The organism is Methanoregula sp. (assembly GCF_052325125.1).
Lineage (GTDB): Archaea > Halobacteriota > Methanomicrobia > Methanomicrobiales > Methanospirillaceae > Methanoregula.
Map to the genome: position 1 here is coordinate 11,055 of NZ_JBKQWO010000028.1, position 18,443 is coordinate 29,497.

The 18,443-nt window shown below is 56.8% G+C and carries 17 protein-coding genes and 1 tRNA gene; 10 read left to right on the plus strand and 8 right to left on the minus strand.

The features are described 5' to 3' along the window. Positions 1 to 463 precede the first annotated feature (463 nt). On the minus strand, positions 464 to 1,939 hold the full coding sequence (tfrB, locus tag ACLQMU_RS06560; RefSeq protein WP_443673622.1) for a fumarate reductase (CoM/CoB) subunit TfrB: 1,476 nt from the start codon (positions 1,937 to 1,939) through the stop codon (positions 464 to 466). Continuing rightward, the gene (gene tfrA / locus ACLQMU_RS06565; RefSeq protein ID WP_422149069.1) at positions 1,936 to 3,564 is read right to left on the minus strand and encodes a fumarate reductase (CoM/CoB) subunit TfrA; all 1,629 of its coding nucleotides are present in this window, start codon (positions 3,562 to 3,564) and stop codon (positions 1,936 to 1,938) included. The genes tfrB and tfrA overlap by 4 nt, the downstream gene beginning before the upstream one ends. Positions 3,565 to 3,625: 61 nt before the next feature. On the opposite strand from tfrA, the gene ACLQMU_RS06570 reads away from it, so the two are divergent. The 4 genes from ACLQMU_RS06570 (at position 3,626) to ACLQMU_RS06585 (ending at position 10,200) form a co-directional block, all read left to right on the plus strand. Then, the gene (locus tag ACLQMU_RS06570) at positions 3,626 to 5,023 is read left to right on the plus strand and encodes an aspartate kinase (protein ID WP_422149070.1); all 1,398 of its coding nucleotides are present in this window, start codon (positions 3,626 to 3,628) and stop codon (positions 5,021 to 5,023) included. Further along, positions 5,014 to 6,012, plus strand: coding sequence for a phosphoribosylformylglycinamidine cyclo-ligase (gene purM / locus ACLQMU_RS06575; RefSeq protein ID WP_424040514.1), 999 nt, complete (start codon positions 5,014 to 5,016; stop codon positions 6,010 to 6,012). The genes ACLQMU_RS06570 and purM overlap by 10 nt, the downstream gene beginning before the upstream one ends. 412 nt (positions 6,013 to 6,424) lie before the next feature. After that, complete coding sequence (locus ACLQMU_RS06580) at positions 6,425 to 8,770, plus strand: Orn/Lys/Arg decarboxylase N-terminal domain-containing protein (RefSeq protein WP_422149072.1); 2,346 nt, start codon at positions 6,425 to 6,427, stop codon at positions 8,768 to 8,770. Further along, a complete protein-coding gene (locus ACLQMU_RS06585) occupies positions 8,767 to 10,200 on the plus strand; it encodes an APC family permease (RefSeq protein WP_422149073.1) in 1,434 nt (477 codons plus the stop codon). The genes ACLQMU_RS06580 and ACLQMU_RS06585 overlap by 4 nt, the downstream gene beginning before the upstream one ends. 181 nt (positions 10,201 to 10,381) lie before the next feature. Here ACLQMU_RS06585 and ACLQMU_RS06590 read toward each other — a convergent pair whose 3' ends face one another. The 3 genes from ACLQMU_RS06590 to ACLQMU_RS06600 form a co-directional block, all read right to left on the minus strand. After that, positions 10,382 to 10,921, minus strand: coding sequence for a ZPR1 zinc finger domain-containing protein (locus ACLQMU_RS06590; RefSeq protein ID WP_422149074.1), 540 nt, complete (start codon positions 10,919 to 10,921; stop codon positions 10,382 to 10,384). A gap of 4 nt (positions 10,922 to 10,925) precedes the next feature. Further along, a complete protein-coding gene (locus tag ACLQMU_RS06595) occupies positions 10,926 to 11,294 on the minus strand; it encodes a cell division protein SepF (protein WP_422149075.1) in 369 nt (122 codons plus the stop codon). Between the two features lie 92 nt (positions 11,295 to 11,386). Further along, entirely contained in the window at positions 11,387 to 11,884 is a 498-nt protein-coding gene (locus ACLQMU_RS06600) for an RNA-binding protein (RefSeq protein ID WP_422149076.1), read from the minus strand. Between the two features lie 219 nt (positions 11,885 to 12,103). Between ACLQMU_RS06600 and ACLQMU_RS06605 the strand changes: the two genes are divergently transcribed. The 4 genes from ACLQMU_RS06605 (at position 12,104) to ACLQMU_RS06620 (ending at position 15,025) form a co-directional block, all read left to right on the plus strand. Then, positions 12,104 to 12,334, plus strand: a complete 231-nt coding sequence (locus tag ACLQMU_RS06605; protein WP_011991105.1) for an LSM domain-containing protein — start codon at positions 12,104 to 12,106, stop codon at positions 12,332 to 12,334. Positions 12,335 to 12,345: 11 nt separating this feature from the next. After that, complete coding sequence (locus ACLQMU_RS06610; RefSeq protein ID WP_422149077.1) at positions 12,346 to 12,528, plus strand: 50S ribosomal protein L37e; 183 nt, start codon at positions 12,346 to 12,348, stop codon at positions 12,526 to 12,528. Positions 12,529 to 12,537: 9 nt separating this feature from the next. Continuing rightward, complete coding sequence (gene purF / locus ACLQMU_RS06615) at positions 12,538 to 13,968, plus strand: amidophosphoribosyltransferase (protein WP_422149078.1); 1,431 nt, start codon at positions 12,538 to 12,540, stop codon at positions 13,966 to 13,968. 358 nt (positions 13,969 to 14,326) lie between these two features. Next, positions 14,327 to 15,025: a class I SAM-dependent methyltransferase gene (locus ACLQMU_RS06620; protein ID WP_424040878.1), complete on the plus strand. Its 699-nt coding sequence runs from the start codon at positions 14,327 to 14,329 to the stop codon at positions 15,023 to 15,025. Here the strand turns inward: ACLQMU_RS06620 and ACLQMU_RS06625 are convergent. Continuing rightward, positions 15,023 to 15,097 (minus strand) — tRNA-Met (locus ACLQMU_RS06625). The two genes, ACLQMU_RS06620 and ACLQMU_RS06625, sit on opposite strands and share 3 nt — an antisense overlap. 118 nt (positions 15,098 to 15,215) lie before the next feature. On the opposite strand from ACLQMU_RS06625, the gene trxA reads away from it, so the two are divergent. Beyond that, the gene (trxA, locus tag ACLQMU_RS06630; RefSeq protein ID WP_424040879.1) at positions 15,216 to 15,617 is read left to right on the plus strand and encodes a thioredoxin; all 402 of its coding nucleotides are present in this window, start codon (positions 15,216 to 15,218) and stop codon (positions 15,615 to 15,617) included. An 86-nt stretch (positions 15,618 to 15,703) separates the two neighbouring features. Here trxA and ACLQMU_RS06635 read toward each other — a convergent pair whose 3' ends face one another. Together ACLQMU_RS06635 and ACLQMU_RS06640 are read right to left on the minus strand one after the other, a co-directional pair. Then, entirely contained in the window at positions 15,704 to 15,967 is a 264-nt protein-coding gene (locus ACLQMU_RS06635) for a hypothetical protein (RefSeq protein ID WP_422149081.1), read from the minus strand. Between the two features lie 130 nt (positions 15,968 to 16,097). Beyond that, positions 16,098 to 16,658, minus strand: coding sequence for a hypothetical protein (locus ACLQMU_RS06640; RefSeq protein ID WP_424040880.1), 561 nt, complete (start codon positions 16,656 to 16,658; stop codon positions 16,098 to 16,100). Positions 16,659 to 16,814: 156 nt separating this feature from the next. Between ACLQMU_RS06640 and ACLQMU_RS06645 the strand changes: the two genes are divergently transcribed. Beyond that, the gene (locus ACLQMU_RS06645; protein WP_424040881.1) at positions 16,815 to 18,368 is read left to right on the plus strand and encodes a class I adenylate-forming enzyme family protein; all 1,554 of its coding nucleotides are present in this window, start codon (positions 16,815 to 16,817) and stop codon (positions 18,366 to 18,368) included. Positions 18,369 to 18,443: the final 75 nt, after the last annotated feature.

Consider the following 18,443-nt stretch of genomic DNA (forward strand, 5'->3'; position numbering starts at 1 on the left):
CTACCCGCAGGATACTCAGATATGGTACTGCAATGACAAGCCCCTTTTAAAAAATATCAGAAACCTTACGCGGCGGGGGCGAAAGCCCAAGAAGAGCGTCTTATTCCTGCGAGCCACCGTCGATCCACTCCCCTAGGGATCGGTTTCTCCGACGTAAAATTAAAAAACGCTCATAGCGGCCTCCGGGCGGTCGATCTCCCTATCAGATGACCAAATGGTCGATCCCAAAAACCCTGCCAACAGAAGCCCGCTATTGTGCAGGTTTAAGTGGCCTTTAAACCGGGGCTTTTTTAAAAATAAGCGATTAAATCAGGATTTTCCCGGGGCGTGGACATCGGTTCCTGTGGAGATGGGATCCGGGGTCTGGAAACGGGAAATCAGAGACCAGATTGGGTCCGGATTTGGTGAGAGGGGGGTAGGATTGTGGGGTGGTGGTTTAGACTCAGGTTACTGAATAACACCGTTATTCTGTTTTCTTCTTCTCTGCCTGCCGGTCCTTCTCCCGGTACCCTTCGAGCAAAACCGTCATGATGTTTTTCACCGGCTTGTCCGAATGGCTCGCGATATGGAACTCGCAGAACGGGCAGGAGGTGATCACGACATCCGCACCGGTCTTTCTGATCTCTTCGCGTCGCTTCTCCCCGAGGGCTGCCGCTTCTTCGGGAAGGCCGGACTTCACCCCGCCGCCGGACCCGCAGCAGATGGCCGGCATCTCGACAAGATCGACTACCTGCCGGATCAGCTGCCGGGGCTCGTCTTTGATGTCCTGGCCCCGCATCAGGTGGCAGGGGTCATGGTAGGTCGCTTTCACCGGGAGCCGGGCCGGGGGCTCGATCCCGTATTTCGTGAGCACCTCGTTAATATCCATGACCCTGAACGGGGTGACATAATCGTGCTTGAGCGTCGAGCCGCACCCGGCACACATCGTCATCACGGTGTCGATCCCCCGGGTCTGGAACGCATCGATGTTGCGTTTCCTGAGCGTATCGATATAATCCAGCTGGCCGGTACGGATTAAGGGTGAACCACAGCAGATCTGTTCGCGGGGGATGATCACGCGGATGCCGTTTCTTTTGAGTACCTCGATCGCGTCGAGTGCAGACTGCTGCTGGCGCAGGTTGTACATGCAGCCGACAAAGAATCCCACGGTGGCTTTCACCGGCCCGTACGGTTCGATAATCGTGCCTACCTGCTCCATGAAAGACGGTGCGGTCCGGACAACGCTGCGGCCGGTCTCTTTGATAAGGGCTGCGACTTGAAGATGACGGGGGAGCGCGAACCCCTCCTTGTTTGCGAGCGCCCGGAGTTTTTCGATCGCTTTTCCCGGGATCTGGATATTCTTGGGGCAGACCTTCCAGCAGGCCTGGCAGCTCGTGCAGGTGAACAGGCCGTCCCGCACCGCATCCGGCACCCGGCACCCGGTGTCCCGCGGGTCGAGGGCAAGGCGCATCTCCTGCCTCATCGCGGTGGGCCCGAGAAATTTTGTTACGTCCATCGCGGGGCAGACCGAGACGCATGCCATGCATTCGATACAGTCCCTGAGCGGTTTTATTTCATCGATCTCAGCCTTGGCAGGGAGGCGTATTTCCCTCCCGGCTGCGGCCGGTTTCAGCGAAGCGATCTGCTGGATCTTCGGGAGAAGATCAACGATGAGGTCCTGCCTGACCGGCAGGTTCAGCGGCGCAATCGTGATACCGTCTTTTGCCTCCTCCATGCAGGCAAGCACCGGTTCCCCGTTCACCCGCACGGCGCAGCTTCCGCACTGCCCGGAGCCGCAGCAGTACCGGTACGCGAGCGTGGGATCGATGGTGTCGTGGATCGCATGCAGGATGTGGAGGACCCGGGCGCCTTCATGTACGCTGACCGTGTAGGATTCTGGCCGGGGTGCTTTGTCCTTTTTCGGGTCAAACCGCTGGATCGTTACGTGCAGTTCCTTCATGCCGCCACCTTCCGCCCCTCGATCCCCTCGCGGTTTTTCGAGATGTACGTGTGGCCGTAGGGCGAATGCGCCGCGTCCCATTCCTGCACAATGTCGATCCGCATGTGGGCGCCCCGGGATTCGGGCCGGATCAGGGCCGAACGGCAGATGAGCGAGGCCGTCAGGCACATATTCTCCACGATACAGCAGTCCGCAAGGTTCTTTTGCGACACGGCTTTGAGCGGCGCCTGCATGAGCCGGTCTGCAGTTGCCAGCGCATTTTTGAGCCCAGCCTCGTCCCGGAATATCCCGGCACCCTTCCACATCGCATGCTGGAGTTCATCCCGGGCCATGGCCGGGTTTTCCGTGCCGGAAAGGAACCGGTCGAGACGCTTTTCTGCTCCTGCGATCTGCGCCGGGTCGATCTTCTTTACCCGCTTTTCCGTTCGGGCTGCAGATTCCCCGGCGCGTTTCCCGAAGACCTGCGTGTCGGCAAGGGCATTCCCGCCAAGACGGTTCGCGCCCTGCACGCCCCCGGCCGATTCGCCGCAGGCAAAGAGTCCCGAGAGCGTTGTCCGGCATTCTGGCGTGATCTTTAGTCCGCCCATAATGTGGTGGGCGGTCGGGGCAACCTCCATGGGCTCGGTCCGGATGTCCACGCCAAACTTGAGGAACTGTTCGAGCATCACCGGCAGCCGGGTCTCAATCTGCTCTTTTGGCAGGTGGGTCACATCGAGCCAGACCCCGCCGCGTTCCGTGCCCCGGCCGTTTGCGATCTCGGTTGCAATCGCCCGGGCGACCACGTCCCGGGTCGAGAGCTCCATCCGGTCGGGGTCGTATCTTTTCATGAACCGTTCGCCGAGCCGGTTTACAAGGATGCCCCCCTCACCCCGGACCGCTTCGGTGATGAGCCTGCCCCGGGCATCGTACGGGTACACCGCACCGGTCGGATGGAACTGGATCATCTCCATGTCGATGAGTTCTGCCCCCGCCCGGTACGCCATCGCAAACCCGTCCCCGGTCCCGCTCGATGAATTGGTCGAGACATCATACACCCGTGTCCCACCGCCGGTTGCAAGGATCGTGCTGTCGGCTTTGAGAACCACCAGCGCACCGTTCTCGTCCAGTGCCATCGCTCCTGCGACCCGGTCGCCATCTTTAAGGAGATCGATCACGGTCACCTCTTCCAGTTTTGGGACCTCCGCAGCATCGAGCTGCTCGACCAGTGTCGTCATCATCTCGTGACCGGTCCTGTCGCCGGCGTAGCAGGTCCGGGGGAACCGCTGGCCACCGAACGGGCGCTGGGCGACCTCGTTATTTTCCGTGAAGTCAAAAACCGCCCCCCACCGGATGAGGTCGTCCATGCGCAGCGGGGATTCCTTCACGAGAATCTTTACGAGCTCCGGGTCATTGAGGTAGGCCCCTCCCCTGAGCGTATCCTCGTAGTGGATCTCGCAGGAGTCCTCCTCGCGCAGCACCGCGTTGTAGCCTCCTTCGGCCATGGTGGTGCATCCTCCCTTTCCCGCGATGGTTTTCGAAACAAGCACGGTGTCACCGTACGGTGCAGCCTCGATCGCCGCCCGTACTCCCGCACCACCGCTGCCGATCACCAGCACATGGCAGTCCACCACGTCATCTGCACGCATATTATAATTCTTTGCGTCGTATAGTTACATAAATAAATGGTACATGCCAGAGTGAACCGATATGAGATTTCTGATGAAATTCGGCGGAACTTCCGTTGCCGATGCACAATGTATCCGATGCGTTGTTGACATCCTTGAAAAACACCACAAGGCAGGAGACGAAGTGGCAGTCGTGGTCTCCGCGCAGCGTGGCGTGACCGACCAGCTCATCGCGATCGCAGAAAAACTTCCCACCGCAACGGACTGCTCGGAGGTTGCGCCGCTCGTTGCCGCGCTCCGCAAACGGCACATGACCACTCTTGAAGGGGCTGCACCGGATTACCTCGAAGAAGTGGGAGCAGTTATTGAAAAGCGCCTCGCGAGTCTCCAGCACATTCTCTCTGCCATCCACAACCTGCGGGAGCTCACGCCCCGGTCGAAGGATTACGTCATCTCGTACGGCGAACGGTTGCTCGCCCCGATTATCGGTGCAGCTCTTCGCCAGCGGGGCATCCCGTCGACCGTGCTTGACGGCTGCGAGGCCGGTATCCTCACGACCCCCCAGCATGGCGAGGCAACCGCGCTCTGTGAGAGCGACGGGCGGATCAAAAAGAGAATCGAACCGCTCTTAAAGGAAGGGATCCCGGTCATCATGGGGTTCATGGGCTGCACCGGAAGCGGGATCATCACGACACTCGGGCGGAGCGGATCGGATTATTCCGCGTCCATCATCGGTGCCGGGATGGATGCGGACGAGATCTGGATCTGGACGGATGTCGATGGCATCATGACATCAGATCCACGGGTGATTAACGACGCCCGGGTCCTCAAAAGCGTGTCGTACATCGAGGTCATGGAGCTCTCGTACTTCGGCGCCAAGGTGATGCACCCGCGTTCGATCGACCCGGCGATGAGAAAGAATATCCTTGTGCGGGTGAAAAACACGTTCAACCCCGGCGCTCCCGGTACCATGATCGTGAGAAACGGCCACCGGGACAGCCGCGTTGTAAAAGCGCTCACGTATATCGATAAGGTGGCTTCTATCAATATCAACGGCGCCCAGATGATCGGCAGACCGGGGGTTGCCAAGGCAATTTTTACTGCGCTCGCCGATAAGGAAGTGAACGTGATGATGATCTCGCAGGGCTCAAGCGAGGCGAACATCTCGCTTATTGTTGACGAGTCGCACATTGATGCTGCGGTAAACGCGCTTGCTGCTCTCGTTAAAGACGGGGTTGTGCGCGAGGTGACGCACAACAAGGACGTCTGCGCTGTTGCCGTGGTCGGGGCCGGTATGGCCGGCGCCGCAGGAACGGGCGGGCGGATTTTTACCGCACTTGGCCTGGCCGGCGTGAACGTGATGATGATCTCGCAGGGGTCAAGCGAGGCGAATATCTCGTTTGTGGTCAGGCAGGAGGACGGCCCGCGTGCGGTCCGGGTACTGCACGACGAGTTCCGGCTCTCGGAGGAATGCAATTGACTGAGAATGAGTACCGCAACGCGGGAGTCGATATCGACCTTGAAGCGACCGCGATAAAAGCCCTGATAAAGAACCTGAGTTTCCACAGGAAGGGCAATTATACGATGCTCGGGAGCGTCGGGCATTTTGCCGGCCTGATCGATTTTGGCCCCAAAGCCCTTGCCCTCACCACCGATGGCGTGGGAACCAAGATGCTTGTCGCCGACCGGCTGCAGGACTGGAGCACGGTCGGGATCGACTGCATCGCGATGAACGTGAACGACCTCTACGTGATGCACGTGGAGCCGATCGCGTTTGTGGACTATATCGCAACCGACCGGCTCTCGGTGGAAAAGATGGCGCAGATCGGCCTTGGCCTTAACGAGGGAGCCCGGCAGGCAAATATCGACATCGTGGGTGGCGAGACTGCGTCGCTCAAGGGTCTGGTAAACGGCCTCGACCTTGCCGGTACCTGCATGGGGGTTCAGGCCAAGGACAGGATCGTGACCGGGGAGAAGATCCGGCCCGGTGACATGATCGTCGGCGTTCCCTCCACGGGGATTCACAGCAACGGCCTCTCGCTTGCACGAAACGTTGTGGAGAAATACGCGGACTACGATGAAAAGCTGTCCAATGGAAAGACACTTGGCCGGGAACTTCTTACACCAACCCGGATCTACCATGAGAGCCTTAACATCGCCGATACCTGCACGGTGCATGGGATGTGCCACATCACGGGCGGAGGCCTGCTGAACTTCCTGCGGCTCTCAAAATTCGGGTTCCGGTTCGACGCCCCGCTCCAGCCGCCCGGGATCTTCCGGTGGATCCAAGAAACCGGCAGGATTTCCACGGTCGAGATGTACCGCACCTTCAACATGGGGATGGGGTATGCCTATGTCGTGCCACCGGCGTCGGTGGAAACGGTGACAAAGGCAGTCGACGGCGCCCGGGTGGTCGGGGAAGTTATCGAGAAACCCGGTGCGTGGCTCGGGGATGTGCAGGTTACATAAACGGGCAGGTTTTTTCGCCGGAATTTCCCTAAAAAACGTTTTTTTGTCCTTTTCCTGACAAGAGAATTCCCCAAAAGAACTTCCTGTTTTAATTCTCTCTCATTTGTGTCTCCGGAATGCGCTTTTCTCCAGGATCGAAGGTAATTTAATTAACCAATATCATCAAGCCACTAGTATTCAGGTCTGCCCCGGTGAGTACTTCAGGATCCTGATATGGTTGGTTTCGCAGCAGGATCCATTTACCTAGCGCAAATTGTGGTTCGGATAAAAGATTTTGCAGATCTGAACAGGTAAATACGCAATGCTGCACGGAACAATCCTGCAGAGGATGTGTCTGATTGTATCTGGTATTACAAATTCCGCAAACGACCGGCCGGGCAGGCCGTAGGTACCAATTGCACCGGAGTGGATTATGACAGAAGTTCTCAACCCAAAAGAGCAGATGCTGGTCGCGGTTGTCGATGATATGCACATGACCGACACCCCGCAGGGCCGTGCCATCAGGAGGATCATGGACGGGATCCGGCAGTTCGGGATTCGGGTGGGTGACGTTTCCTCTCCGAACGATGCCCGTGCGGCATATTCCGCCCTTGCCGAGATCGATTGTATCCTCATTAACTGGAACGTAGGTGGCGGTTCGCCGAAAAGGCATGCCGAGACAACACGGCTCATTCGGGAAATCAGGGAAAGAAATGAGAAGGTGCCTATCTTTCTCCTGGGGGAACCGACCAATGCCGCCCCGACTGACATGACCATCGACATGGTAAAAGAGATCAATGAGTATATCTGGGTGATGGAGGATACGCCGGCGTTTATCGCAGGCCGGATCACCGCAGCGGCGAAACGGTACCGCGAACATCTGCTTCCACCCTTCTTTGGGGAACTGGTGAAGTTTTCAAAGGACTTTGAATATTCCTGGCATACCCCGGGCCATGCCGGCGGCACCGCGTTCATGAAGTCCCCGGCCGGGCGTGTGTTCCACGATTTCTTCGGGGAGCAGCTCTTCCGCTCGGACCTCTCGATATCGGTCGGCGAACTGGGATCGCTGCTTGACCACTCCGGGCCGGTGGGCGAAGCGGAAAGATACGCAGCGAAGGTCTTTGGCGCCGATCAGACATATTTTGTAACAAACGGCACATCCACTGCAAACAAGATCGTCTTTTTTGGCCGGGTGACCAAAGACGATGTCGTTCTTGTCGACAGGAACTGCCATAAGTCAAGCGAGCACGCGCTCACGATGACCCACTCGGTGGCAGTCTACCTCCAGCCGACCCGGAACCGGTACGGGATCATCGGACCTATCCCTCCTCATGAAATGACACCAGCGGCCATCAAAACAAAAATTGCCGCATGCCCGCTCGCCAGGGGTCTCCCGAGTACAAAGCCCGTCCATGTGATCATCACCAATTCCACGTACGACGGTCTCTGCTACCATGCAAAGCAGGTCGAGGAAATGCTCGGGAAAAGCGTGGACAGCATTCACTTTGACGAGGCGTGGTATGCCTACGCACGGTTCAACCCGCTTTACAAGGACCGGTTTGCGATGCGGGATGGGGCAAAAGACAAAAACGGCCCGACCGTCTTTGCCACCCAGTCCACCCACAAGCTGCTTGCGGCCCTTTCCCAGGCCTCGATGGTACATATCAGGAACGGGAGGATCCCCATCGACCATAACCGGTTCAACGAGGGATTCATGATGCACAGCTCCACCTCGCCGCTGTACACCATCATAGCATCCCTTGATGTCTCCTCAAAGATGATGGAAGGTGCATCCGGCAGGGTGCTCACGACAGAGTCCATTGAAGAGGCGATCCGGTTCCGGCGCACGATGGCACGGGTCAGTCACGAAATCGAAGGGAGCGCGAAAGGAAAGGGTGGCAAGCGAAAGGACTGGTGGTTCGGCATATGGCAGCCGGATATGGTTGTCGATCCAAAAACCAGAAAGAAGATTGCATTCCAGGATGCCCCCATTGATGTGCTCCGGGACAATCCCTCAGCGTGGGTACTCCACCCGGGCGAGAAGTGGCACGGCTTTTCCGGCCTCCCGGACAACTACTGCATGCTTGACCCGATCAAGGTTACGGTGCTCATGCCCGGTGTCAATGATGACGGGTCGCTTGCTGACTGGGGCATCCCGGCGGCAATCGTGGTCAAGTTCCTCGACACCCGGGGAATCGTCAACGAGAAGTCCGGGGACTACTGCATCCTGTTCCTTTTCTCCATGGGGATCACCAAGGGGAAGTGGGGCACGCTCGTCACTGAACTCTTCGAGTTCAAGCAGAAGTATTCGGAAAATGTTTTGCTTGAAGAGATGTTTCCCGACCTTACCGGCGGGTATCCCGATCGTTACACGGGCATGACCATCCAGGATCTTACCAGGGAAATGCACGCATTCAAGAAGGAGCACAAGATGTGCGACCTGCTCCAGCAGGCATATGCCGTCCAGCCGGAACCGGTCGTTACCTATGCTGAATCGTTCTCAAAACTGGTCAGAAACGAGGTCGATTACCTGCCCATTGAAAAGGCGGGAGATCGTATCGCGGCAACCGGCATCGTCCCGTATCCGCCCGGTATCCCCCTGCTGGCGCCCGGAGAAAAGACCGGGAAACTCAAAGAGCCGGTCCTCCAGTATCTCAAGTCCCTCCAGGACTTTGACAATGCCTTCCCGGGTTTTTCGCACGATACCCATGGGGTCGAGAATGTGAACGGGAAGTACATGATGTACTGTATTAAAGATAAAAAGGGGAGAAAAGCATGAGCGAAACGACAAAAGAAGCAACCACCGCCTTACCCCCGAAGAAGATCCTCGGGGTCTTTGCCCTGGCCATGATCAACGTGGCAGCGGTCTTAAGCATCAGAAATTTCCCCTCCATGGCGGAGTACGGATGGTCCAGTATCGGCTGGTACGTTATCGGGACGATCCTCTTTTTGATCCCGATCTCGCTTGCCGGTGCAGAACTGGCGACCGGCTGGCCTGTAGGCGGGGGTATCTATGCGTGGGTGAAACAGGCGTTTGGCGACAAGGGCGGGTTTACCGCAATCTTCTGCGAGTGGTCCAACAACCTCGTCTGGTTCCCGACCGTGCTTGCCTTTATCGCCGCAACGCTTGCGTATGCCCTCACCCCGACGCTCGCGAACAACCCGCACTATATGTTTGTCGTCATGATGGCCGCTTTCTGGGGCACGACCCTTATCGCGCTCGCAGGTCCCGAAGTCACGAGCAGGTTTTCAAATATCGGTGTTATCCTCGGGGGCATCATCCCGTCGATCCTGATTATCATCCTTGGTGTCGTGTGGGTCCTTGACGGTACAAAAACCGTGCTGCCCCCCTTTTCGCTGGGTGCGGTGCTCCCGACGATCAACATTTCGACCCTGCCCTTCTTTGCAACCATCGTCCTGCTCTTCTCGGGTATGGAAATGGCGGGTTTCCACGCCCTTTCGACAAGGAATCCCCAGAAGGACTACCCCAAGGCCATGGCGTTCTCCGCAATCATCATCTTTTTCTGCACCGTGCTTGCCACGCTTGCGATCGCTTTTGTGATCCCGGCCGACAAGCTCAACCTCGCATCCGGCGTGATGCAGGCCATCCAGTACTTCTTTGTCTCTTTTGGCCTGCCCGGTTTTGTCGCACCGATGGCCCTCCTGATTACGGTTGGCGGTATCGTTTCGCTCGCAGCATGGCTGATCGGCCCGGCGCAGGGCCTTGGCGTTGTTGCAGAAGACGGCAACATGCCGCCGCTGTTCAACCGGACCAACAGGCACGGTGCCCCGGTGGCGATCCTGCTCATCCAGGCGATCATCGGCTCGGTCATCGCCCTCCTGTACGTATTCCTGCCCTCGGTGAATGCCGCGTACTGGCTCCTCTCGGCGGTGACGACGGAACTGCTGGCCATCGTGTACCTTCTCGTCTTTGCCGCGCTTATCAAGCTCCGGTACAGCCAGCCTGACGCACCCCGTCCGTTTAAAATCCCCGGGGGAATGCCGGGGGTCTGGCTCGTTGGCGGCCTTGGTGCATTCGGGGTTATTTTTACCTTTATCGTGGGACTGCTCCCCCCGGCTTTCTATTCGAGCGGTCCGCTCTATGTCGGGGCTGTTCTGTTTGGGACATTTGTCCTTGCTGTCCCGCCGCTGGTGTTCCTGAAGTTCAGGAAGCCCTCATGGAAGAAGGGTGCAACAGAGCAGGAATAAGATCTACTTTTTCAGTATACCTCAATGAAATACAGACAAATCATAAGTATCCGTACCCGATTTTTTGTCAGGGCACCTCGTTTCCGTTTTGGGATATGACGGGATCCTGGCATGGGTGGTGCCAGGGAATAACCTGTATCCAGGATCCGACCGGCCGGAAACAATAGGAAAAAGCCCGGTCTTATTCTCCGCATGCATCCGGCTCATCTGCTACATAGACCGTTTTCTCTGCCTTATCCGATACAAGCGCGCTGTTCCCCATCGGATCCTGCAGGATCAGCGTGACTGGCAGCCCGCCGGCTTTGACACTTTCGATCTTTTCGAAGAGCAATCGACCGTTCTCTTTTTCCGTCTCGTCCCCGTCCCTCACTGCGGCCCTGACGGCCTGGGCGATCCGGTCAAGCACACCTTCAACATTGGTCACGAATCCTTCACAGGCCGGGCCCGGGTCGATACGGACGCCAAGCTCCGGGATCTCGATGACACCGGTCATGCTCCGCACCACCCGCACGTCGAGATCCTCCCTGGTCGTCACCGGGAGTTCGTACCGCACCGGCTCGGTGTTTTTCAGGAGCTGGGTATCCACGTACCGGTACCCGCAGGACGGGCATATGGCAGAGATAATAAGAATATCAGAAAAATAGGGAATATTTTCCGTCTGGTAGAGATATTCTATTTCGGTATTGCAGTATGGACACGGTCCCGGAACGATCGTGCGCAAAGGGTTATGCCCCGCCAATCTTGTCGCGCGAGATCTTCACGGACATCGGAGTAAGGACGACGTACCGCTGGTCGCCGAGGCCGATGATATCCCCGTTAACGTCTTTTGCAACTTCCTTTAAGTCCTTTAAGACCCGCTCGTAGGAAATCTTGTCCATCTTCAGGCGCGAGATATCGACGATCACGATGTTCCCGTTGTAGACCTCGTCCTTGACACGGGGCGTATCCTTGAGATCTGCAATAGTTGCGATCTTTACCAGGAGCGCAGGTGAACCGCTTCCGTGCTCCTCGTAGGAACTGAGGTCCAGATCCATGTAATCATCGTCGGAACTGGTGGCATTTTTCCCTAAAAGTGTGTCTATGATCTTAACCATAAAAAAACTGTACGAAGAAACTTATTTAATAGTATCGATGTAAAAGGCAGAAATGGCCTGATTTTCCAGCCGTATTCATCGTTTTGGAAATGTTAAAGTTCAAGGTTCCAGAGTTCATCGCCGACATGATGAAAATTTTTGCACATCTTTCCCTGTGCGCTCGCCCGTATTGCCGGAGCGTCCAGGAGCGCCACACCGATCGCCAGCGGCTTTTTGTGCCGCTCGTCAACGATCTGGACCGGGCTTCCCGCTATGACGTCCTCGCTGACCGCGACAATCCCCGGTCGCATCACATCTGCGCCATTCACCACGTACGGGATTGCACCGGCATCAACGGTGATCATCCGCTCGGGAAACGGGCACTGCACCGCCCCCCGTAACGTGGGAAAAACCCATTTGCCGGCATCCATCAGCAGCGGTTTCTTGTTCACCAGATAGAGCGCGACATCTGCGTTGGTTTCCAGGATCTCGATCATGTCGGCATGAAAGAGCGCAGCAGATGGCCCGATCTGGAGCGCGAGCCGGTCCAGCAAATCTTCAGCCTGGCCCTTCCGGATGGAATGTCGTTTTTTTACAATAATTTTTTTCATTGTCCTGCTCCTATATTCTCCCGGGCAAGGGCTAAAAATTTTCCCCGGTGTCTTACGCGATCCACCACCTCTTCCGAAACAGTCACGAATCCCGGGCAACGGGGCTCATTTTCGAGAGGGACCAGAAACCTTCTTGTCTCTTGCAGATCTACGCTATGTTTAAGTAGAGTGCTCACGCACATATATTACTCCAGAGCGATGGTAACACAGGGTATGAGTATGACCAAGAGACCGTTGGATATTTTAGATCTGGTGCTGAACCGCCAGCCCGTTATCGTCTCCCTCAAAGGCGGGAGAGAGATCCGGGGGGTTCTTCAGGGTTACGACGTTCACATGAACCTCGTCCTTGACAAGGCTGAGGAAACAGAGAACGGGCAGGTTGTCAAGGTAGGCACGCTTATCGTCCGTGGAGATAACGTGATCTATATCTCGCCATCGCTGGAATCATAAGGTGAAATACTATGTCAAAAGGCACTCCGTCAATGGGAAAGATGAACAAGATGACCCACATCGCCTGCAGGCGCTGTGGCAGGATCTCGTTTCACGCCCAGAAGAAAGTCTGCTCTTCCTGCGGGTTTGGCAGAAGCACCAAGATGCAAAGTTACAAGTGGCACAGCAAGAGACCAAAAACTCCGACGCATTAGAGCAGTACCATGTGTGGTATCGTTGGCATCGTCGATGCTGGCGGTGTTTCCATCCAGCTCTACTATGCCCTGTATGCGCTCCAGCATCGTGGCCAGGAGAGCGCCGGGATATCCACGTTTGACGGGACAAGCCTCTGTAAGTTCAAGGGGCAGGGACTTGTCGCTGATGTTTTTTCCCCTTCTGTTTTAAACGATCTTAAAGGCACGGCCGGCATCGGCCATGTGCGGTACCCGACGACCGGTGCGAACCTGCCGGAGAATATCCAGCCCCTGAATTTCCAGTTCAAGGATCGGTTTATCTCGGTCGCCCACAACGGGAACCTGGTCAACACCTGCGAACTCCGGCGGGAGTACGAACAGGCGGGCCAGATCTTTACCACAACGACCGATACGGAGATCATCGCGAAGATCTTAATCGATGAAATCAGTACCTCAGGCTGCGTTGAGGACGCAGTACACCTCTGTATGAAGCGGATGCAGGGCTCATACTCGGTTGTAATCATGATTGATGGTGTCATCTACGCGTTCCGCGACCCTCTTGGCATCAAACCGTTCTGCCTCGGGAAAATTGAGAAAGGATACATCGTGGCGTCCGAGAGCGTGGCGATTGATGCACTGGGGGGAAAGTTCCTCCGCGATATAAAACCCGGGGAACTGATCCGGATGGATGCTGACGGTGTCCGGTGTACGCAGATCGCGGTGGCAGGCAGGCGGGCCCATTGTATATTCGAATACATCTATTTCGCCCGGGCGGACGCGATCATCGACGGAGTACTCGTGTACGATGTGCGCCGGGCTATCGGCCAGAAACTCCACGAAGAGGCACCGGTCAAGGCGGATTCGGTCTGTTCGGTACCGGACTCCGGTACTGCCTACGCGATTGGGTATGCAGAACGATCCCGGGTCCCGTTCGTGGAGAGCCTCATGAAGAACCGGTATATGGGCCGGACGTTTATCATGCCGACGCAAAAAGAGCGTGAGCGGGCCGTCCGGATCAAGCTCAACCCCATCCCGGCGCACCTCAGGGACAAGTCGGTTGTCCTCGTCGATGACAGTATCGTGCGGGGGACGACCTCAAAACGGATTATCGAGATGATGCGGGATGCGGGTGCACGTGAAGTGCACATGCGGATAGGATCGCCGGCGATTAAGGCCCCCTGTTATCTTGGTGTGGATATGCCGACCAGGAAAGAGCTGATCGCAAGCGACAAGGCGGAAGACGATGTCCGGCGTTGCATTACCTCAACCTCGCTCCATCATATCTCACTCGATGCGCTCGTAAAAGCTATCGGGTTTGATCGCGACGATCTCTGCACGGGATGCCTCACCGGCTGCTACCCGCTGCCCATCGATGGCGAGACCGCGAACCCCCGCCAGGTGGATTTTGTTGACGGCACGTTCCAGTCAAAACTTGAGTCCTTCGAAGCGGAGACCACGTAACCTTTTTCTTTTTCATCTTCTGGTGAAAGCCACATTTTTTAAATGCAGCCCCCTTTACGCCAACCCTGCCCCGGGGGGGCGGGGGCGTATGCGATGGACCCGGGATTACCTGTAACAAACGGAAACGTCCCCTGGAGCACATCTGCATACTGGTAATACGGCGTCGTCGCTAGCCGGGGGAGGCCTCTGGCGTGCGGGGGAGGCAGCCCAGGAAGAGCGTTTTATAATCCTCTTTTGGGAGTTCTCCAGAGCATTTTGTTACCTCCATTCAGGCAAACTCATATTTTTGTCCTGGCGCAGACAACCCGGAATACTACAGAACCAATGGAATTTTTCCCGACTAAGGAGGGAGTGTTGTATGGAGCATATCAGGAAGGCCTTTGATGCGGTGGCCGCGGAATATGATGCACAGCGCGAACATGTCATCCCTGACATGCGGAACTACTACAGCGCTGCTGTCTGGGCAGCGGAGAGCCCGTCGCATACTCCTGCGATCCTTGATATTGGGGCGGGAACCGGCCTGTTAACCGCGCTCCTGCTTGAAAAATACCCGGCCGCGAACGTCACCCTGCTCGATATCGCGGAGAAGATGCTTGCCGTCGCACGGGAGCGCTTTTACGGCCGGGAGAATGTTTGTTTCCGGGCCGGGGATTATGCACAGGTGGACCTTGGCGGGCCTTACGACCTTGCCTGTTCCGCACTCTCGATCCATCACCTCGATCCCGGCGACAAGCGCCGGCTCTTCGGGCGGGTGTACCGGGCCCTCGTCCCGGGCGGGATTTTTGTCAATGCCGACCAGACCGAAGGAGAGACGCCTTACTTCACGGAAAGGTACCGCGAGTACTGGAATGATTTCCTGAAAAGCGGGCCGCTTACCTCAGAAGAGCGGACAGAGATCCTGACGCGCCGGGACACGCTGGACAGGAATGAGAAACTATCCGTGCAGCTCCAGTGGCTTCACGAGGCCGGGTTCACCGATGTCGATGTGGTCTACAGGAACCGGACGTTTATCGTGACCGTGGCGAGGAAAGAAAATACGGCAGAAACAGGCCAGTAGCGAGGGATGGATTTGAACCATCGATCTACGGGTTATGAGCCCGTCGGGATATCCTGACTACCCTACCTCGCTTCCGATTAATCAGGGTTATAATATAGACGGCGGGCGCTGATATACTTTACTCACTTGACAGTCGGGGCAGCATCCCTGTTCGCTAGATTCAATTAGCAGCGATGCCCTATTCACAGGTATGGACGATAACGAGCTCAACGAGGTCCGAGAAAAAAGGATGGCGGCACTAAAAGAGAAGCTGGAGCACCAGAGCGTTGCAGGTGGCGTGATCCAGGTCGATCAACTGCACATCAACGACCTGCTCCAGAAACATCCGGCGCTTGTGGTTGATTTCTGGGCCGAATGGTGCGGGCCGTGCCGGAGGGTGGGACCTGTCATAGAAGAACTTGCACAGGAGTTTTCCGGGAAGGTCACGTTCGGGAAGTGCAACACAGACGAGAACCAGCAGCTGGCACTGCAGCTCAATATATCAGCGATCCCGAATATTGTCTTCTTCTCGCATGGCAAGATGGTGGACCGGGTGATCGGGGCATACCCGAAGGAAGCAATCCGGGAAAAAATTATACGGAATTTCCCGTGAGCGGTACGAGCGGGTTTTTTGCGGGAGGGCACTCCTGCCGGATCCCCCTCCATTCCTGATTAAAAAAAAATATTCCTGATCCCGCGTTATTCGCAGTACGGATCGTTTAAGAATTCTTCGTAGACTTTCTTTGGCTGCCTGCCGCCGCGGTGACTCCCGTGCGACCGGTGCTGGGATTCCGCATGTTCTTCCTCGTTCTCTGCCGCATCGAGATTATCCCCGACCGGTTCCTGCGGCCGCTGTTCCGCTGCCGGATGGGGCGGCTGGTTAGGGTGATCCCGCTGACGGTGATAGGTGCCCCGGTCATGGTGCTGGCGGGGTGGTTGTTCCTGATGCGTTTCCTCAGCCATAGATATCAGATATCATACGGGTCAGGATACAGAAAAAACTTATCATTCCCGGTCTGGTCCGGGGATGCGAGGACCGCGGTTCCGTTGAACGCATACTCAGACCCCAATGCTGGTGGATCGAGGGGGAGGCTCATTCTCCTGAATACAGCGTCCCTTCCTGGATTTCGATGATGAGGGCACCCAGCTCCTCGACAACCTTGAGCAGGTTCGGGCCGGCCGTGATTACCGGCCGGGCATTGTCGAATTCGCCAATCGACAGAATCCAGGTATTTCCCCAGATCTCAAACCGGAACAGGCGCTTTTTCCAGAAAATGCCTGCCGGTATCAAGATAACACCGAGAACGCTGCACGTAATTCCGCCGAGCAGGAGTGGTGTGTTCCCGCCCAGACCCAAGAACGCGGTCAGTATCCCCGCGAGCAGGATGACGATCCCAAAAGCGATAAGGCCGGGGCGGTACCGCCCGGACTGCACGATACCGACACCCCGGATGTCTGCGATGCTGACCTGCTGGTAGAGAGATTCTGTTTTCACATCAAAAAAATTCCTGACGGACGAGTAGGCGATAAGCCGTTTGCTGGTCACGGCAATGCCGATCTTTGCCCTGACCGGATAATACATCCGCAGACTGTCATACTCCTTAACCAGGTTCTCATTCTGTGCAAACCCGATAAAATTACGAATATCTGTCATGCCCGCACTGATCCTTTACGGTAATTTTGGTATCCAATTATTACAAAATTGCGGTTGGGAGTTCGATTATCGTTTATCCCACTCCGGCCGGATCCATAAAATGAACACGTATATACATCAACGTCCCATTCGTATCATCAGATCATTCCGGTGGCCATGTCCAACGTTACCACGCTTCTCGATGCAAAAAGCGTTCCCGAGGCCAAGGCAGCGCTCGTCTGCCCTTCGCGAAACGAGACCTACAGTTATAAAAAACTCCGCGAGGAGATGAACCGGGTCGGGAGCGGCCTTTGCAGTCTGGGCATCAGGAAAGGTGACCGGGTCTGCATTTATCTCGATAGTTCGCCTGAGTACCTGATCAGCTATTTTGCGATCTGGCGGATCGGTGCCGTCGCGGTCCCGACCAATATCGTATACCAGGCAGAGGAGCTGCTGCATGCGGCGAGCGACGCCGGCGCCCGTGCGGTCATTACGGATGTGCGGGGTGCCCGTATTGTCGCTGAAGTACAAAAGAAGGCCCCGGCCCTTGCCCATATCATCTGTGTGGGTGGAAACGGCACCGGCAGCGGCGCCGATATCGTCGAATGGGAATCGTTTCCTCCGGCACCGGCATCCATGCGTGCGGTCAACTGCGCGATGGATGACCTCTGCCACATCCAGTACACGGCCGGTACGACCGGCAAGCCCAAGGGTGCAATGCTCTCTCACGGCAACTGGATGACGGCACTCGATGCGGAGCGGGAAGCCCTCCGGCTCCGGCCGGACGATGTGTATCTCGGGATTTACCCCATGGGGCATGTCGGCTTCTCGTGGGGGCTTGCCGTCCTGCGGGCCGGGGGGACCTTTGTGATGATGGAACGTTTCGACCCCGACCGGTATCTCGCTTTGGCCAAACGGCATAAGGTAACCGTCCTTGCCGGCATGCCGCCGGTCATCCATACGCTCGTTCACAGCGCCCCGGCTACAGAGGACTATCTTCGCACAGCCCGGCTCATTATATCGGGAGGGGGGCAGCTGCTGCCTGCGATCTGGGAGGCGTTCGACCGTCGCTACCACATCCCGGTCGCAAACTCGTACGGGCTTTCCGAGACGATCGTGATCGGTTCGGGCACGACCACCCTGCCCGAATACCCGGCACTTACCCGGAACTACCAGAGCGTGGGAGTCGCAGCAGGGTATACGGAGGTCAGGATCGTCGATGTGGACGATCCGGAAAAGGAGATGCCCCCGGAGGAGACCGGGGAGATCGCGCTTCGGGGACCGTCCGTTGCACAGGGGTACTGGAACCAGCCGGAAGCGACAGCCGCCGTGTTCCGCCATGACGGCTGGTTCTTGACCGGGGATATCGGGAACATGGACCGGGACGGTGTCCTTTTCATCACCGATCGGAAAAAGGACATGATCATCATGTCGGGCTGGAAGATCTATCCGACCGAAGTGGAGAACGTGATTATCCAGCATCTGGCAGTTGCGGATGTGGCAGTTTTTGGTATTCCCGATGAGCGCAAAGGGGAAGTGCCGGTAGCCGCGATCGTTTTACGCGCCGGATCCACACTTTCGGAAACGGAATTTGATTCGTTCTGCCGCATGCACCTTGCCGGCTACAAGGTTCCGCGCAAACTCGTGTTCACAGACGAGCTCCCCCGCGTCCACGGCTGGAAACTCCTGCGCCGCACCCTGCGGGAAAAATTCGGACAAATCGGGTCCTGATACAGAATTACGGGAATATTCTGCGACAAAATGCTGCAATCCCCGGAAACTTTTTAAATTCACGGCCGATACTAT

Coding starts and splice junctions, on each gene's coding strand:
- purF (WP_422149078.1), top strand. CDS start 12,538: ATGTGTGGTATCGTTGGCATCGTCGATGCTGGCGGTGTTTCCATCCAG.
- ACLQMU_RS06570 (WP_422149070.1), top strand. CDS start 3,626: ATGAGATTTCTGATGAAATTCGGCGGAACTTCCGTTGCCGATGCACAA.
- ACLQMU_RS06610 (WP_422149077.1), top strand. CDS start 12,346: ATGTCAAAAGGCACTCCGTCAATGGGAAAGATGAACAAGATGACCCAC.
- ACLQMU_RS06585 (WP_422149073.1), top strand. CDS start 8,767: ATGAGCGAAACGACAAAAGAAGCAACCACCGCCTTACCCCCGAAGAAG.
- ACLQMU_RS06635 (WP_422149081.1), bottom strand. CDS start 15,967: ATGGCTGAGGAAACGCATCAGGAACAACCACCCCGCCAGCACCATGAC.
- purM (WP_424040514.1), top strand. CDS start 5,014: ATGCAATTGACTGAGAATGAGTACCGCAACGCGGGAGTCGATATCGAC.
- ACLQMU_RS06640 (WP_424040880.1), bottom strand. CDS start 16,658: ATGACAGATATTCGTAATTTTATCGGGTTTGCACAGAATGAGAACCTG.
- ACLQMU_RS06600 (WP_422149076.1), bottom strand. CDS start 11,884: ATGAAAAAAATTATTGTAAAAAAACGACATTCCATCCGGAAGGGCCAG.
- tfrA (WP_422149069.1), bottom strand. CDS start 3,564: ATGCGTGCAGATGACGTGGTGGACTGCCATGTGCTGGTGATCGGCAGC.
- trxA (WP_424040879.1), top strand. CDS start 15,216: ATGGACGATAACGAGCTCAACGAGGTCCGAGAAAAAAGGATGGCGGCA.
- ACLQMU_RS06645 (WP_424040881.1), top strand. CDS start 16,815: ATGTCCAACGTTACCACGCTTCTCGATGCAAAAAGCGTTCCCGAGGCC.
- ACLQMU_RS06620 (WP_424040878.1), top strand. CDS start 14,327: ATGGAGCATATCAGGAAGGCCTTTGATGCGGTGGCCGCGGAATATGAT.
- ACLQMU_RS06580 (WP_422149072.1), top strand. CDS start 6,425: ATGACAGAAGTTCTCAACCCAAAAGAGCAGATGCTGGTCGCGGTTGTC.
- ACLQMU_RS06595 (WP_422149075.1), bottom strand. CDS start 11,294: ATGGTTAAGATCATAGACACACTTTTAGGGAAAAATGCCACCAGTTCC.
- tfrB (WP_443673622.1), bottom strand. CDS start 1,939: ATGAAGGAACTGCACGTAACGATCCAGCGGTTTGACCCGAAAAAGGAC.
- ACLQMU_RS06605 (WP_011991105.1), top strand. CDS start 12,104: ATGACCAAGAGACCGTTGGATATTTTAGATCTGGTGCTGAACCGCCAG.